Origin of the sequence: Apibacter sp. B3935 (genome assembly GCF_009827705.1) — a bacterium.
Classification (GTDB): domain Bacteria; phylum Bacteroidota; class Bacteroidia; order Flavobacteriales; family Weeksellaceae; genus Apibacter.
Window position 1 is genome coordinate 64,938 of the sequence record NZ_WINL01000002.1, and the last position, 15,288, is coordinate 80,225.

At 29.8% G+C, this 15,288-nt stretch carries 13 protein-coding genes; 3 read left to right on the plus strand and 10 right to left on the minus strand.

Annotation, left to right across the window (positions count from 1 at the left end):
* Positions 1–187: 187 nt before the first annotated feature.
* Positions 188–1,582, plus strand: coding sequence for an NADH-quinone oxidoreductase subunit N (locus tag GFV00_RS03235; protein WP_160557241.1), 1,395 nt, complete (start codon positions 188–190; stop codon positions 1,580–1,582).
* Between the two features lie 255 nt (positions 1,583–1,837).
* Here GFV00_RS03235 and GFV00_RS03240 read toward each other — a convergent pair whose 3' ends face one another.
* Positions 1,838–2,926, minus strand: a complete 1,089-nt coding sequence (locus GFV00_RS03240) for an agmatine/peptidylarginine deiminase (protein WP_160557240.1) — start codon at positions 2,924–2,926, stop codon at positions 1,838–1,840.
* 99 nt (positions 2,927–3,025) lie between these two features.
* Here GFV00_RS03240 and GFV00_RS03245 point away from each other — a divergent pair, with 99 nt between their 5' ends.
* Entirely contained in the window at positions 3,026–3,484 is a 459-nt protein-coding gene (locus GFV00_RS03245; protein WP_368733470.1) for a GtrA family protein, read from the plus strand.
* Positions 3,485–3,654: 170 nt separating this feature from the next.
* Here the strand turns inward: GFV00_RS03245 and GFV00_RS03250 are convergent, their stop codons facing one another.
* The 9 genes from GFV00_RS03250 to GFV00_RS03290 form a co-directional block, all read right to left on the minus strand.
* Complete coding sequence (locus tag GFV00_RS03250; protein ID WP_160557238.1) at positions 3,655–4,575, minus strand: LD-carboxypeptidase; 921 nt, start codon at positions 4,573–4,575, stop codon at positions 3,655–3,657.
* 100 nt (positions 4,576–4,675) lie between these two features.
* On the minus strand, positions 4,676–5,122 hold the full coding sequence (locus GFV00_RS03255; RefSeq protein WP_160557237.1) for a heme-binding domain-containing protein: 447 nt from the start codon (positions 5,120–5,122) through the stop codon (positions 4,676–4,678).
* Between the two features lie 43 nt (positions 5,123–5,165).
* Complete coding sequence (locus GFV00_RS03260) at positions 5,166–6,773, minus strand: Ig-like domain-containing protein (protein WP_160557236.1); 1,608 nt, start codon at positions 6,771–6,773, stop codon at positions 5,166–5,168.
* A gap of 286 nt (positions 6,774–7,059) precedes the next feature.
* On the minus strand, positions 7,060–8,166 hold the full coding sequence (locus GFV00_RS03265) for a DUF3810 family protein (RefSeq protein ID WP_160557235.1): 1,107 nt from the start codon (positions 8,164–8,166) through the stop codon (positions 7,060–7,062).
* Between the two features lie 2 nt (positions 8,167–8,168).
* A complete protein-coding gene (locus GFV00_RS03270; protein ID WP_160557308.1) occupies positions 8,169–9,398 on the minus strand; it encodes an FtsX-like permease family protein in 1,230 nt (409 codons plus the stop codon).
* Positions 9,399–9,668: 270 nt separating this feature from the next.
* A complete protein-coding gene (locus GFV00_RS03275) occupies positions 9,669–10,373 on the minus strand; it encodes a VIT family protein (protein WP_160557234.1) in 705 nt (234 codons plus the stop codon).
* A 40-nt stretch (positions 10,374–10,413) separates the two neighbouring features.
* On the minus strand, positions 10,414–11,067 hold the full coding sequence (locus GFV00_RS03280) for a DUF2461 domain-containing protein (protein WP_160557233.1): 654 nt from the start codon (positions 11,065–11,067) through the stop codon (positions 10,414–10,416).
* Between the two features lie 155 nt (positions 11,068–11,222).
* Positions 11,223–12,755, minus strand: coding sequence for a glutamine-hydrolyzing GMP synthase (gene guaA, locus GFV00_RS03285; protein ID WP_160557232.1), 1,533 nt, complete (start codon positions 12,753–12,755; stop codon positions 11,223–11,225).
* A gap of 497 nt (positions 12,756–13,252) precedes the next feature.
* Complete coding sequence (locus tag GFV00_RS03290) at positions 13,253–14,431, minus strand: sigma-54 dependent transcriptional regulator (RefSeq protein WP_105297927.1); 1,179 nt, start codon at positions 14,429–14,431, stop codon at positions 13,253–13,255.
* A 157-nt stretch (positions 14,432–14,588) separates the two neighbouring features.
* Between GFV00_RS03290 and ribA the strand changes: the two genes are divergently transcribed.
* Positions 14,589–15,179 (plus strand): GTP cyclohydrolase II, encoded by a 591-nt coding sequence (ribA, locus tag GFV00_RS03295; RefSeq protein WP_160557307.1) that lies wholly within the window; start codon positions 14,589–14,591, stop codon positions 15,177–15,179.
* The last annotated feature ends 109 nt before the right edge of the window (positions 15,180–15,288 follow it).

Sequence of the window (15,288 nt, forward strand, 5' to 3'; positions counted from 1 at the left end):
TAGTGTTAAGATAAAATCTATAAATTAGCAAGGCATCTGAAATTTAAAACAACTTATTATATTTCATAAATTTATCAAATATATCGGCGTTATTATAATACGTTACTATTTTCATTTTTTAATTTCACAGTTTAATCAAAAATTGTAACTTTGGCAGCAAAACTTTACAAAAAATACTAAAAATATAATGAGCATCATCATCATTATTTTCGCAGCAGCCATTCTGAGTTTATATTCAGGTGTTTTCGGGCAAGGAAAATACTCTCAACCATTTGCAATTTTAGGATTACTTATCGCTTTGATCGTCTCTTTTTACGGAGATAGTCCTTTTTTCACACGATATGCATCCATGTTTGCTTTTGATCAAACGGCCAAAATATTTACTCAAATATCTATTTTGACCACTTTGCTAATCGTATTCTTAGGAAAATATGCATTTCGTCTCATAGATCATCATCAGGCAGAGGTATATAGCTTAATGCTTTTTGCACTTTGTGGCGGTATAGTCCTTTTCTCCTACCAAAATTTAATTACTTTATTTTTAGGTATTGAAATTTTATCTATTCCTTTATATGTATTAGCAGGAAGCAATAAGAATGACTTACGTTCCAATGAAGCTTCCATCAAATACTTCCTATTAGGAGCATTTGCAACCGGATTTTTACTTTTCGGAATTGCATTAATATACGGTATAACCGGATCTTTTGATTTACAAACTATTCGTTTGTACAGTATACAAGCGTCTCACTACCCTACTATGTACATAACCGGTATAATTCTATTGTTAGTCGGGTTACTTTTTAAAATATCCATAGTTCCTTTTCATTTTTGGGCTCCGGACGTATACGAAGGCTCTCCTTCCCTAATCACAGCTTTTATGGCTTCTGTGGTAAAAATATCAGGTTTTGTTGCTTTATATAAATTGGTTGAAACAGCTTTTATCGGTCAACTAAACCAATGGCAATATATAATTTTCTATGCAGCAATTTTAACATTACTATCTGCCAATATTGTAGGTGTATTGCAAAAAAATGCTAAAAGAATGTTGGCATATTCCAGTATTTCGCATGCCGGTTATTTATTGCTAATTTATTTTAATACAGATGCTAATTCTATCTATACATTAGCATTCTATTTATTAGCTTATTCACTTTCAACTATAGGTGCTTTTATCAGCCTTATTTACATCGAAAGAATTTCAAATGGTATTACCGATATAAATGCTTTCAACGGGCTGGCCAAGAAACAACCCATCTTAGCTTTAGTAACTACAATCTCTCTATTATCAATGGCAGGTATTCCGTTAACTTCCGGATTCATTGCTAAATTTACGTTGTTTTCACAAGCATTATATACTCAACCGATATTAGTCATTATAGCTATTATAGGATCTGCAATCAGTATTGGATACTATCTTAAGCTTATCATTGCCATGTATTTTAAACCGGGTTATAAAGAATTAAATGAAGCTAAAAAAGCTCCCATTATTTACAATGTTATAGCTGTTATATTGGTAATTTTAATAATCCTTTTGGGAGTTTATCCTGAACCTGTGTTTTCTTGTTTAGCTTTGGCTAATTAAGAAATAAACAGTTTTTAATGTTGAGTATTATAAGATTAGTTCAACAATATTATTTAAAAAAGACACGCATAATTATATCATACAAATAATTAAAGTCGCAATATAATTGCGACTTTTTTATTTACTTTAATTTGCTAAAAACTAGTATTTTTTTATCTCTTCATTTGTAAAATACAAAGTGTTATTTTTTTAAGATAATTTGGGTTAAAATTAAATCGTTAAAGAGATTCATTCCACTTTTTTAATTGATAGCTATTAAATTGCCGGTTCCTGTTGACTCAAACAATGGAAACTACCTAATCCCCAAATGATATCAGTGGAATCTATTCCTATTACATTTCTATTCGGAAAACATTTTTTTATGATATCCAACGCTCGTTTATCATTTTCACCATTAAAAATAGGTACGATCACTGATTTATTAGCTATGTAAAAATTTGCATAAGAAGCAGGTAAACGACATCCATCGTAATATACCGGTTCTGGCATAGGTAATTCTATAACTTGTAAAGGAGAACCATCAGGAAGCTTCATAGCTTTTAATTGTTTTAGATTATGTTGTAATATATGATAGTTTTCATCATTTTTATTATCTTCTACCACAGCAAGTACGGTATTTTCATTTATAAAACGTACGGTATCATCTATATGACCATCTGTATCATCTCCAACAATTCCCTCATCGATCCAAAGGACTTGATTTACTCCATAATAATTTTTCAGATATTCTTCGATTTGACTTTGATTTAAATGAGGATTTCTGTTTTTATTAAGTAGACATGACTTAGATGTTAGTACCGTTCCTTTACCGTTAAATTCAACGGAACCACCTTCCATCACTATGCCCGGATTAAAAACAGGTAATCTTTCTTCTTTGGCTATATGAAGAGGTATTTCATTATCCAAATCATAGGGAGGATATTTATCACCCCAGGCATTATAATTCCAATTTACAATGGCTTTTTTATGTTCTAATGAATGGGGATTAATTACAAACGCGGGACCATGGTCGCGACACCATGCATCATTAGTCGGATGAATATAAAAATTGATCATATCCAAATTAGCATTTGTTTTTTCTATATAACTCATGGCAAAGTCTTTCATTTCAACACTAACCACATTTATATTAACTTCTTCTCCTTTAGATACCTCTTCTATAAATTGCGCATACGGGGCATAGATTTTTTCAATTTTACCCGGCCATGATAATTCTTTATGCGGCCAAGATAACCAAGTAGATTTATGAGGATAAAATTCAGCCGGAAAAAAGAATCCCAATTCTTTAGGAGTTTTATTTAAAAATTCTTGCGGAGTATATTTCATATAATCTTTGCTTGACATATTCAGTCTATGTTTTAAATTATTATTTATTTAATCCAAAATTACAGAAATAAAAAAAATTAATCTATTTTTGTAAAAATTTTTAATAATTTCTATTAAGTGATCACTTCCATAAATAAGCACAAAAAACAATTAGTTTTGTTTTTTCTAGCAGGAGCCTTAAGTGCCGTAATTGAAATTTTTTGTATGAAATTACTAAGCTTGCCTAATATGCTGCCTCATTTTTTTTCTTTTGAAAACAAGTCCAACGCTTACCCATTATCCAATCTTTTATCTACCGGAGCGGGTATTTTGAGCAATTATTTTTTTAGCATTCGCTATGTTTTTGAACGAGGTAAACATTCCAGAAGAAAGGAATTTGTACTATTTTTTAGCCTTTCTATAATTACTATGTTTATGAGTTGGGGAGCATTTGCGTTTTTTCATTTCTTCGTTAACAAACCCATTAGTTTTTACTTTTATACTATAGGAGACATAGTATTTTGTAAAGCTGCCGCTATTTTCGCAGTATCTATAATTAATTATGTAGCAAAAAAGAAAATAGTATTTTCTAATTAATAATAATTTATAATCTTATAATCTAAATACAGTATAATATTTTTACTGTATTTAGGATTTTCATGCCTTGAGGTAAGTTTTAAGCTTACAGATGGTATTTCCTTTATATAGTGAAAAAAAGATCGTAATTCGATCTGATATATTTATTTTCTATTAACTATATCTATTGATTAAATTGTATTTCTAAGAAAAACCTTATCTTTTTGTATATCTAGAATTATGTTTCCTCCCATCATTAAAGCGCGTGTATCGAAAATATGTCCCCCGGGAAAACCAAATGCCATGGGAATATTGTATTTTTGAAATCGTAAAGCAATAATTTTATAGGCTTCTTGATCAAACGGTTCATCATAGAATTTATTTTCATCTTTTGAATCCATTTTCGTAAAAGCTCCTACCAATAATCCTTTAATTTTATTAAATACTCCCGCTCTTTTCAATCCGATCAGCATTCGATCAATATGATAATAATTCTCATACCAATCCTCCATAAATATAATTTTATCTTCCCAATGATCTAAGGATCTACTTCCTAACAGACTGTATAAAATCGATAGGTTGCCTCCCGTCAAAATTCCTTCAACTTTTCCTGTTTTATTAAAAGAAGTGCTTTCTATTTCATATTCAAGTTTTCTATTCTCTAAGGCATCCACAAGGGTTGTATAGGTTTCATCTGACTGTCCTTGCGGTAATGATTTACAAACGGTTGCATGTAAAGTAGGAATTCCTCTTCTATTAAAATGCTGATGAAAAACCGTATTATCCGAATATCCGATTAACCATTTAGGATTTTCTTTAAATTTATTCAATTTTAAAAAATCCACTAGTTGTACACCTCCATAGCCGCCTCGGGCAAACCATATAGCCTTAGCACGGGGATGATCTAATGCCCATTGCAAATCTTCCAACCTTTCTTTTACTGTTCCCGAATAATTATATCCGAAATAATAATGATTGAATGTATTTTTACCTATTTCATACTTCCAGCCTTGTTTTGTAATTATATCTATCGCCGGTTGAATGTCCTCTTTTTTAACTGCTCCTGCCGGTGCTACAATTAAAATAGTATCTCCTTTTTTAATAGGTTTCATAAAATTATGATATAAACTCATTACTATCCTGTTCTGTTGATTGATTTAATTTTCCTTTTACATTTTCCATCTAACAGGTATCTACAAAATGTATGCATTTTTAATTTTTTATGCTACATTGTGTCTGAAACCAATTGAGTAAAAGGATATAATCTTTTTCCGATAAATTTGCCTCTTTGTGCATCCAAAGATAACTGTTGAGGGGCATGGTTTTATTTTCAATTACTCGGTATAGGGATGAATTAATATGTTCTTTCTGATAACGATTATATTTTCCATATTCTGAAAAATTAACATATTCTTTTCCTTGATTTACATGTTCTTTAATAAACCAAGATATAGGAGCAATGGAAGAATACCATGGATAATTTACTTCATTAGAATGACAATCGTAGCAGGCTTTTTTTAAAATTTTTTGTATTTCCGGAGTTGCATGTGTTACCCGGTTATAGTCTATTTTTTTGTTAACCGATGGATTTTCTTTATCTATTTGAATTAATTGGAAAGATAAAAAAATGATAATTCCATAAAGCAATATTTTTTTCATCAGTAATGAATTATCGTTTATAGTTTAAATATGGATACTGAATTTATAAAATCCAAACTTCATTAATATCCCATAAGGGCCTGACATCGATAACATTGGGATATAAATAGGTAGGTTCTGCCGGTTTGAAATTTTCCAGATCTGCCGGATCCCAAATTCCGTTATTATTTTCATCCACCAATATACGAATCAAATATTTTCCCGGTTTCATGTTTTGAAATACAAAAGTATCTTGAGATCCATAAATATTTTCCAATACTTCGTATTTTTCATTTACCAGTTGAAAGAAAAATTTTGAATCAGGCTTATTTTGTAATCTGATACTTAAATTTCCAAATTCATTCTGCTTTTTTGTTTTAATAACATATGACAACGTATCTTTATTAGTTTGATTTAAAAAATCTTTAAATGATTGATCTTTGATGGTTACCTTGTATTCCGTATCATAAGCTACAGGAAATTTAATAGCAATATTTTTAGCATTTAAAGAATCTATTTCCGCATTAAAATTTATGGGTTCATTATTTTTACTTACTTCTATTCTGTTTTTGTCAATCCGATCAATATAATTGGATGCTTTTAACATAAAACAGGTAGTGGGTGAAACTTCTTTTTCGATGGGTGTAATTGACAACTCAGACTTTAAGGTATTATCATATAATAAATTAAGCGTATCTACTTTTTGAAGGTATTTTAAAAGTAATTTTAATCTAAATTTCTTCTCTGTTTTTTTTAATTCTGCATTGTTAAAATATACATATAAACTGTCAGCAAAGGGCTGATGTTCTATTTTATAAGAAGGAAAATCATGATCAACAGGAGTTATACTTAATTTATCGGGGTGTCCTTTAAATTTAACTTTTATTATGCCCTGACCCTCTTGTTCTGCTTTTAAAAATTTGTACGATTGCTTTACAGGAGACAAAACTAATGAATAAGTTTCCGAATACAAGGGATTAATATCTTTTGCTGCAAATCCTACCATTTCTTTATCCGTGTCAGGAATTAAATTTGAATTTAGATCATTAAATGCCAATAATCTATACTTTCCTTCATGTAAATGTTTTAATTTGAAATTTCCTGCAGAATCTACTCTTGAAATGTAATAGGGTTTATTTTTTAAATTTACGGAATCTTTACCTGATTTATCTTTTTCAATCTTATACAAGGATACGATCGTCGGGTTTGCCAATTCTTTTTTTAAACTTTGCCTAACCGTACCATTAACTTGTAGACTATCAATTGTATTTCCCGTAGAAAATGTATAGGAAAAATTGTTTAATTTATTTCCTTCGTTATTATCTTGAATACTCGATCCAAAATTGATAGTATAGGTAGTATTCGAAAGTAACGGTTCATAAAAACGAACGGTTACGTATTTCCTTGCTGTACCAACCGGAGAAATGGTTGGGGTAATTGCGGGAGGTGGTGAAATGATGACCTGCTGTGCTATGTCTCTCAAAATCACATATTCATCAAAATTTAATACAATTTCTTTAGTATTAGGATTAACATTTGTAGCTAATGTATCCGGTTTAGAGCCTAAAAATTTAGGAGGTGTAATATCTTTAGGACCTCCGCTTGGACTCCCAACTCGTGCACATGAAATTATTAGGCTGCTTACTACAAGAATTTTAATTATTTTATACATATACAAAGTTTAGTATAGTGTTTACAAATATACTTATTGTGTCCCATTGTCAAGTATTTAATTCTTAATTTATCTTCATCGATGTAAATTTTTGTTTTATACTTGAAAATACCAGATTTTATTGATTCAATAAATCAGGATAATCTGATGTATGACCGGTCAATAAAGTAAAGGGAGGAACCGGATATGATTCAACTATAACCGGTTGATTATATACAAAGTTTATGAGTTTAGTGAAGATATAAATTTATATAACTATAAACTATTGCTTCTCTTAATTTTTATTTTATTGAATTAAAGGGTTTTCTTTTAAAAACAAGGAAGGATATTGTTTTTTGTAATAGCTGACAATCATTTGAGATACAAGATTATAAGCAATAATTCCCTCTTTTTGCGAATTTGATTTAAGGTATATATTATTCATATAAGAAAATACATCTGATCCTAACCCTGACATTCCCAGATAATATTTTTTTTCTTTTTCTCGATCTAATTTCATTCCTTCCGAATAATTTCGTAAAAGTAAATGCACAAATGCAGAATCATTTACATAGATTTCTCGCAATAGATAATTTAAAGCTTTATATTTAACACTATATTGAAAATCTTTATTAGGTGAAGATTCTCCCATATAAAAGGAATAAAAGTTTGCTTCATCTTCTCTAGCCACTCCTACCTGATGTCCCATTTCATGTGCTATGGTAAAGGGGATCGATGTATCGGGAATTCCTTTAGCTACTTGAGCTTCTCCTGTAAATGGATTATAATATCCCAATATTCCCAATTTAATTAAAATGGGATTAAAGATTGATTTTTTAACGTTTTCTCTTTGCCTCGGAATACCATAAAAAGCACTTTGTTCTTGATTAATTATTTGAATCATCTTTTCACGGTTGACCGTAAATTCTCCTTTTTTATTGTTGGAAACTTCCTCCTTTAATTTAACACATTCATTTAACAAATGACCCGCAACAATTTTATAATCAATTAAAAATAATTTTTCTTGAGAATTTTCATATTGGGAGAAATTTCTATAGTTGTATAAAAGCCCAAACGACAACATAAACCATCCGTATAAAATGTTTAAAAGAAGTAAGATCTTTATAAAACATGCTGTTATTTTTTCTTTCTTCTTTTTTATAAAAAAAACGAATGCTTGTATCAAACATGCTAAGATAAATACGGCTAAAATTATATAAAATATATCTCCTATTGAAATTGAAATATTTCCGAATACTGAATTAAAAAAAAACTTTACTTTTATTATAAAACGATAATACCAACTATCCGTCGGATTTAAACTCAATTTTATAACTTGAAATATGAAAAATTGCAACAAAAGTGAAGATAATAAACCGCTTATACTTACTTTTATTTTCTTCTTATTTAACATATTTATTGAAATTTTATAGCTTTTATAGGAGATATTTTAGTTATTAAATAAGAAGGTAAAAGTAACACTATTCCGCTAATAACTAAAGAAACCAAAGATATAATAAAAATATAAAAGAAATTTATGTAAACCGGTACTGAACTTACATAGTAATTATCAGGATTCAATTTTATAACCTCAAAATACTTTTGAATATATAACAATGCAATAGCAATACAATTTCCCACCAATAATCCCGGAATCATTATGAAAAGAGTATAATTTATAAAAATTTTTCTAATTTGTTTATTTGATGCTCCCAACGTTTTTAACATTCCTATTGAATTGGTTCGCTCAATAATCAGAATAAGAAGCACCATAATAATATTTATGACAACTACAACCATCATAATCGACATGATTATGAAAATATTGGTATCAAAAATACGTATCCAATCATTGATTTGTGAAAATGTTGTTGTTGCCTTTTCTGCATAATTATTAAATCCGGCACATTCTTCAATTTTAGGGAAAACCGTGTCTAATTCTTCAATATCTTTTATAAAAATATCATATCCTCCTATATCATCTCCGTTCCAATGATTTAATTTTTGGATATGTTGTATATCTCCTATCAAAAAGACATCATCAATTTGTTTTATATCTGTCCTGAAAATTCCCTTCAATGTAAATCGTCTGTAAATAGGTGTTTGATTTTCTCTTACAAAAAACATGACAAAAGTTGAATCTATATCCAGCTTCATTTCTTTGGCAATTTTTTCGGACAAAATCACCTCATTACTTATCGAATTTTTAGAATAGTTGGGAATTTCCCCTTTAATCATGAACTCTTTAAATCGTTTGCGGTCAAAATCTTCCGAAACTCCTTTTAAAATAACTCCGGCAAAACTTATATTTGTTCTAATTACGCCGCTTCGGGTAGCATATTCTTGAATATTGGAAACCTCAGGATTATTTTTTATTTTTTCAAGCTGTACATTTTTTCTATTTAGTTTGGAACTGTTGAATGAATTGTTACTGTCGTAACTTCTAATGGTGATATGACCGTTGAAATCGGCCATTTTTTGTTTAATGGCTTTTTTAGATCCAAGCCCTATAGCCATAGTTAAAACAGACACTACGATACCTATTGCAATAGCCGTTTGACCGATACGAATGATGGTTTGCGAAAGATTATTTTTATTACTTTTTGATAAAGCTATTTTTTTGGATATAAACCAGGTAAAATTCAACTCGGAAATTTTTTTCAAATATAAATAATTGTTTACTATTTTAATCTTTTTTAGCCTATTTCGTTATATAATCGAGGATTTTAAATTTATGTGTATAGATATTTTCTATAAATTGAATCGTTCCATATTATTTTTAGTAGTATTTTTTGTAATCATTAATGATTTAAAGGTTTAATCGTAGCTTAACTAAAATATAGATAATACACTTAATTTTAGAAACATTCCATTAGATAAAAACAATTTAACAGATTAATTCTTATAAAATTTACACTATCCGACTTGAACGCCAAAAAGATGCCCAACGAAGGCTGCTAAACCCATCGAAAGAGTGCCCCAAAAAGCAATTTTGAACATTCCTTTTAGCATGCTATACCCGCCGGTCTTTGCAGATATGGCTCCAAGTATAATAAGAAAGATAATTGAAAATAAATATTGCATTAAAACCATATGAGTGAGAGGTGCAAAAATCGAAAGAAGTAAAGGTAAAATTCCACCCGATAAAAAAGAAAATAAGGATGCTAAAGCTGCTTGTAAAGGTCGAGCTTTAGATATTTCATTAATTCCCAGCTCATCCCTTGCATGGGCTGCTAACGCATTATGATTCGTAAGTTGTTCAGCTACTTTAATTGATAGTTCCTTATCTAATCCCCGTTTTTGATAAATTTTAGCTAGTTCTTGTAATTCTACCTCAGGTGTCGCATCTAATTCTCTTTGCTCTCTGATTAAATCCGATTTTTCAATGTCCTCCTGGGAACTCACCGAAACATATTCTCCTGAAGCCATAGACATGGCTCCGGCAATTATCCCCGATACGGCAGATAAAATAATAAATTCTCTATTGGTACTAGCTGCTGCAACTCCTATTACTAAACTGGTTGTAGAAAGTATACCGTCATTTGCTCCTAAAACTGCTGCACGCAACCAACCGATCTTATGAACATAATGTTTTTCTGAGGTATAAGATTTTTTTTCCATCATAATGAATTAATCATCAATCATTATACCTTAATTGGATTTATTCGTGCGCGAATTCTTCTAAAAATTCATAAATCGGATGCATAATTTTATATAGATTCGTAGTATATTCTATAAAGTTATCAGAAAATAATTTTTCTTGGGCGAAGGGTTTGGTTACATAAAATCGTTTTAACTTCAAATATTCAACAGCCGGGCTTTCTATATCAAATCCTGCAGGTACTCTTTTTAAAACATCGGAATCTCTGGATAAATCGCCGATTTCTTTTTTGAATTTGCTTTCAGATAGAATCGATTTAAATTCTTCAAAATTTTCTTCAATACCTTTTCGAACGTTCTTTACTTGTTTCGAAGTTAAATCATAAAATCCGCAGCTTAGAAAATTATTATTCGGTTGTATGTGTATATAAAATCCTGATCCTTTTTTTTCATTGAATACCGCTCCAAAATGAGTTTTATAAGGAGTTTTGTCTTTTGAAAATCGTATATCTCTATAAATCCTGAATATACATTTTTTAGGGTTTAAATATCTAGTTTGGATATCAAATTGAGAAATTGATTGAAGCAACTCAGTCACTAATTGCTCAAAATCTTTACGTGAATTTTCATACCAATCTTTATTTTCAGCAAACCATTCTCTATTATTATTTTTAGTTAATTCTGATAGAAAATTTATAGATTCTTTATGCAGCATGCCATTTTATTTACTATATACAAATATATCAATAAACATTATATTTAATTACAAAAATATAAACATTTATTTATCTTGTCCATTTATGCATGAAATGTTAAAATAAAAAACGTCCTGAATTGAATTAATTCAGGACGTTTTTTATATATACTATTTTATTCCCATTCAATAGTAGCCGGTGGTTTAGAAGAAATATCATAGGCCACGCGATTTATACCTTTAACTTCATTGATAATACGATTAGAAACCAATTCTAAAAATTCATAAGGGAATTTTGACCAAGTAGCCGTCATAAAGTCTACAGTATTTGCTGAGCGTATCACTGCTGTATATTCATAAGTCCTTTCATCCCCCATAACCCCAACCGATTTCACGGGCAAAAGAACTACAAATGCCTGACTTACTTTATCATATAAATCGTGTTTATTTAATTCCTCAATAAATATATCATCTGCTTCCTGTAAAATTTTTACTTTTTCTTCATCAACTTCACCTATCACGCGTATTCCCAAACCGGGTCCGGGGAATGGATGACGGTATACCAATTCTTTTGGAATGCCTAATTCAATACCTACTTTTCTAACTTCATCTTTAAATAATTCTCGCAAAGGTTCTAATAATTGGAGATTAAGCTCATCGGGTAGACCGCCTACATTATGATGTGATTTAATTACTGCTGAAGGTCCTTTTATAGATTTGGATTCTATTACATCGGGATATATAGTTCCTTGAGCAAGGAAATCTATATTTTCCATCTTAAAAGCTTCTTCTTCAAAAACTCGTATAAATTCATTACCAATAATTTTTCTTTTTCTTTCCGGCTCATCTACACCTTTAAGTTTAAAGAAAAACCTTTCTTCTGCATTTACTCTTTTTATATTCATATGGAAATGCTCTCCGTACACTTTCATCACTTTGTCTCCTTCATTTTTACGCAATAAGCCCGTATCTACGAAAATACAGGTAAGCTGATTTCCTATGGCTTTATGTATTAAAACAGCTGCAACAGAAGAATCTACCCCTCCAGAAAGTCCGAGCATTACTTTTTTGCTGCCAACTTTCTCTCTGATCTTTCTGACTTCTGTTTCTATAAAATCAGAAATCTCCCAGTTTTTACTGCATTGACAAATATCAAAAACAAAATTTCTTAATATATGCTCTCCATAGTCACTGTGGGAAACCTCAGGATGAAATTGAACAGCATATATTTTTTTATTTTCATGAGCAATACATGCTATAGAATTAGTGGATGTTCCAATAAGTTCAAAACCTTCAGGTAATTTAGTTACTTCATCAAAATGACTCATCCATACTGTAGAGTTTTCAGGTAAATTAGTCAGTAACGGAGTATTCTTAACAATTTTAAAATCAGACTTCCCATACTCTCCTTTTATTCCTTCCGATACTTCGCCTCCTAAAATTTTAGCCGTAACCTGCATACCGTAGCAAATTCCCAAAACGGGTATATTTTGCTCGTATAGTTCCTTTTCAATCAGATGAGCATCCTTTGAATTAACAGACGAAGGACCTCCGGAAAGTATAATTCCTTTAGGCCGGTGTGATAATATTTCTTCTAATGGAGTATAGTAGGGTAAAATTTCAGAGTATACACCAAATTCGCGGATTCGACGTCCAATCAATTGATTATATTGGGAACCGAAATCCAAAATGATAATTCCATTTTTCATTAAGTATCGTATAAATATATTTTTAATGCCACCGATGAACTTTATTAAAATAAAAACCTTATGATAGGTATGTGTGTACTTAAAATCAGTTTTTACTAAACTGAAATTAATGTATATATTTTTGAATCATTGGTTTAAATATTTCAAAATGAGTTCCGGCTGAATTTTAAATTAAACAGAGTTTTATTTTTAAAATTTTGCAAATTTAAAAAATTTATAATAGATCTCTACATTCAGCATTTATGGCTTTATAACATATTTACTCCATATAATAAATATATGTTAAATTATGGTAAAATGCATTTAATTAATAGCACTATTATTTACAATTAATTAAAACCAAATAATTATTTAAAATAACATAAATAATTCAATATTCAGCCCTATTAAATATATTTTATAAATATATTTTAATTTATATTATACAATTTAAAATTAGTAAAAGAAAATAAAATTATAGATTTTATAAAATAAAAGTCTTTTTAGCTTGATTAGTATTAACAAAAATTTATAACATCTTGTTTAGTGATTGTATCTCCTCCCAAAATAATTAATCTCTCCACAACATTCCTTAATTCACGGATATTTCCGGTCCATTCAAAAGTTTTTAATAATTCAATAGCTTCTTTATCAAACTTTTTAACTTTAGAACCCTGTTCTTCTGCTATAATTCCTGAAAAATGTTCAATTAACAGAGGGATGTCTTCAATTCTATCTTTCAATGCCGGAACTTTTAGTTCAATAACAGACAATCTATGATATAAATCTTCTCTGAATCTTCCTTGTTTAATTTCTTCTTTTAAATTTTTGTTCGTTGCAGCAATTACACGAACATCCACAGAAATTTCATTATCACTACCCACTCTGCTAACTTTTCCCTCTTGTAAAGCTCTTAAAACTTTTGCCTGAGCCGATAAACTCATATCACCTATTTCATCCAAAAACAAGGTTCCTTTGTCAGCTAATTCAAATTTACCTTGCTTATCTTTTACTGCTCCCGTAAAAGATCCTTTCATATGACCGAAAAGCTCGCTTTCAATTAATTCAGAAGGGATAGCAGCGCAATTTACTTCGACGATAGTCATTGCGGCTCGATCACTTTTTTCATGTATGGAATGAGCTACCAATTCTTTACCTGTACCATTGGGACCGGTAATTAATACCTTGGCATCTTTTGCAGCTATTTTATCAATTATTTCTTTAATTTCGTTTAGCTTTTTAGAATTTCCGATCATTTCATACTTCTTGCTTACTTTCTTCTTTAATATTTTATTCTGAGAAAATAACTTTTGGTTTTCAGTGATCAAATTTTTCTTATCCAATGCGTTTCTTACTGCACTTAATAACCTGCCTAAATCCGGGGGTTTAGGAATATAATCAAAAGCCCCTTTTTTAATACAATCAACTGCAATTTCAATAGTACCGTGTCCCGAAATCATAATAAAGGGCAATAAAGGTTTTTCTTTCATGACCTGACATAATAATTCCTCACCGTCCATCTTTGGCATTTTGATATCACAAATTACGAGGTCATATTCATTCTTGTCAATTAATTGCTTAGCTTCCAATCCATCTTTAGCCTCATCAATCTCAAATTTTTTATTTTCTTCAAGCAGTATGTTTTTTAAAACTCTTCGTATAGTTTCCTCATCCTCAACAATTAAAATTTTTGTCATAAATTAATTTATTTGTACTTACAAAGATACTGCTTTTAGGTTAAAAATTGATTGCTATATAGTTACTCATTTAGATTTATCCTAAATAAAGTTAATGAATACTGTCAATTTCACATATCAATAATTGTATTAATTTTGCTATTTGTAAACAATGAAGATGAAAAGACAAGCGGAAGCTAATTTACCCACCGAATGGGGAGAATTCGAAATAATAGCATATTCGGAAAATGAAAACGATTGGATGCCTCATCTGGCAATGATCAGTAAAAATACGGATTTAAGAAAAACCGTAAATATTCGTATACATTCTGAATGCATTACAGGGGACTTATTTCATTCGAAACGATGTGATTGTGGAAAGCAATTAGATGCAGCCATGAAATATATCCATGAAAATGGTGGGGTTCTCCTTTATTTAAGACAGGAAGGTAGAAATATCGGAATTATTAACAAACTTAAAGCATACAATCTTCAAGACAAAGGTCTCAATACTGCTGAAGCTAATATTGAATTAGGATTTCCAGCCGATGCAAGAGATTTTAAAATTGCCGTGGAAATTTTGGAGGACTTGGGTATCCAATCTGTAAATTTATTAACTAATAATCCGGAAAAGATATCGTTTATAAAAGATAGTTCGATTAAATTAATCCATAGAATCCCTCTTGAAATTAATCCGGAAAAAGAAAATTTGGAATATTTAAAAACTAAAAAGGATTTCTTCGGTCATTTTCTGAATAATATTTCTTAAAAAAATATATTTACTCCATTAAAGGAAAATTATTTACAACGAGAGTATTTATATTATTTTTTATATTTTATACTAAATTTTAGGAAATATGGGTTTTCATTCAAATTAA

Excerpts from the sequence above, each read along its gene's own strand:
- GFV00_RS03265 (WP_160557235.1), bottom strand. The coding sequence starts at position 8,166 with ATGTTAAATAAGAAGAAAATAAAAGTAAGTATAAGCGGTTTATTATCT.
- guaA (WP_160557232.1), bottom strand. The coding sequence starts at position 12,755 with ATGAAAAATGGAATTATCATTTTGGATTTCGGTTCCCAATATAATCAA.
- GFV00_RS03240 (WP_160557240.1), bottom strand. The coding sequence starts at position 2,926 with ATGTCAAGCAAAGATTATATGAAATATACTCCGCAAGAATTTTTAAAT.
- GFV00_RS03260 (WP_160557236.1), bottom strand. The coding sequence starts at position 6,773 with ATGTATAAAATAATTAAAATTCTTGTAGTAAGCAGCCTAATAATTTCA.
- GFV00_RS03235 (WP_160557241.1), top strand. The coding sequence starts at position 188 with ATGAGCATCATCATCATTATTTTCGCAGCAGCCATTCTGAGTTTATAT.
- GFV00_RS03255 (WP_160557237.1), bottom strand. The coding sequence starts at position 5,122 with ATGAAAAAAATATTGCTTTATGGAATTATCATTTTTTTATCTTTCCAA.
- GFV00_RS03275 (WP_160557234.1), bottom strand. The coding sequence starts at position 10,373 with ATGGAAAAAAAATCTTATACCTCAGAAAAACATTATGTTCATAAGATC.
- GFV00_RS03290 (WP_105297927.1), bottom strand. The coding sequence starts at position 14,431 with ATGACAAAAATTTTAATTGTTGAGGATGAGGAAACTATACGAAGAGTT.
- ribA (WP_160557307.1), top strand. The coding sequence starts at position 14,589 with ATGAAAAGACAAGCGGAAGCTAATTTACCCACCGAATGGGGAGAATTC.
- GFV00_RS03250 (WP_160557238.1), bottom strand. The coding sequence starts at position 4,575 with ATGAAACCTATTAAAAAAGGAGATACTATTTTAATTGTAGCACCGGCA.
- GFV00_RS03280 (WP_160557233.1), bottom strand. The coding sequence starts at position 11,067 with ATGCTGCATAAAGAATCTATAAATTTTCTATCAGAATTAACTAAAAAT.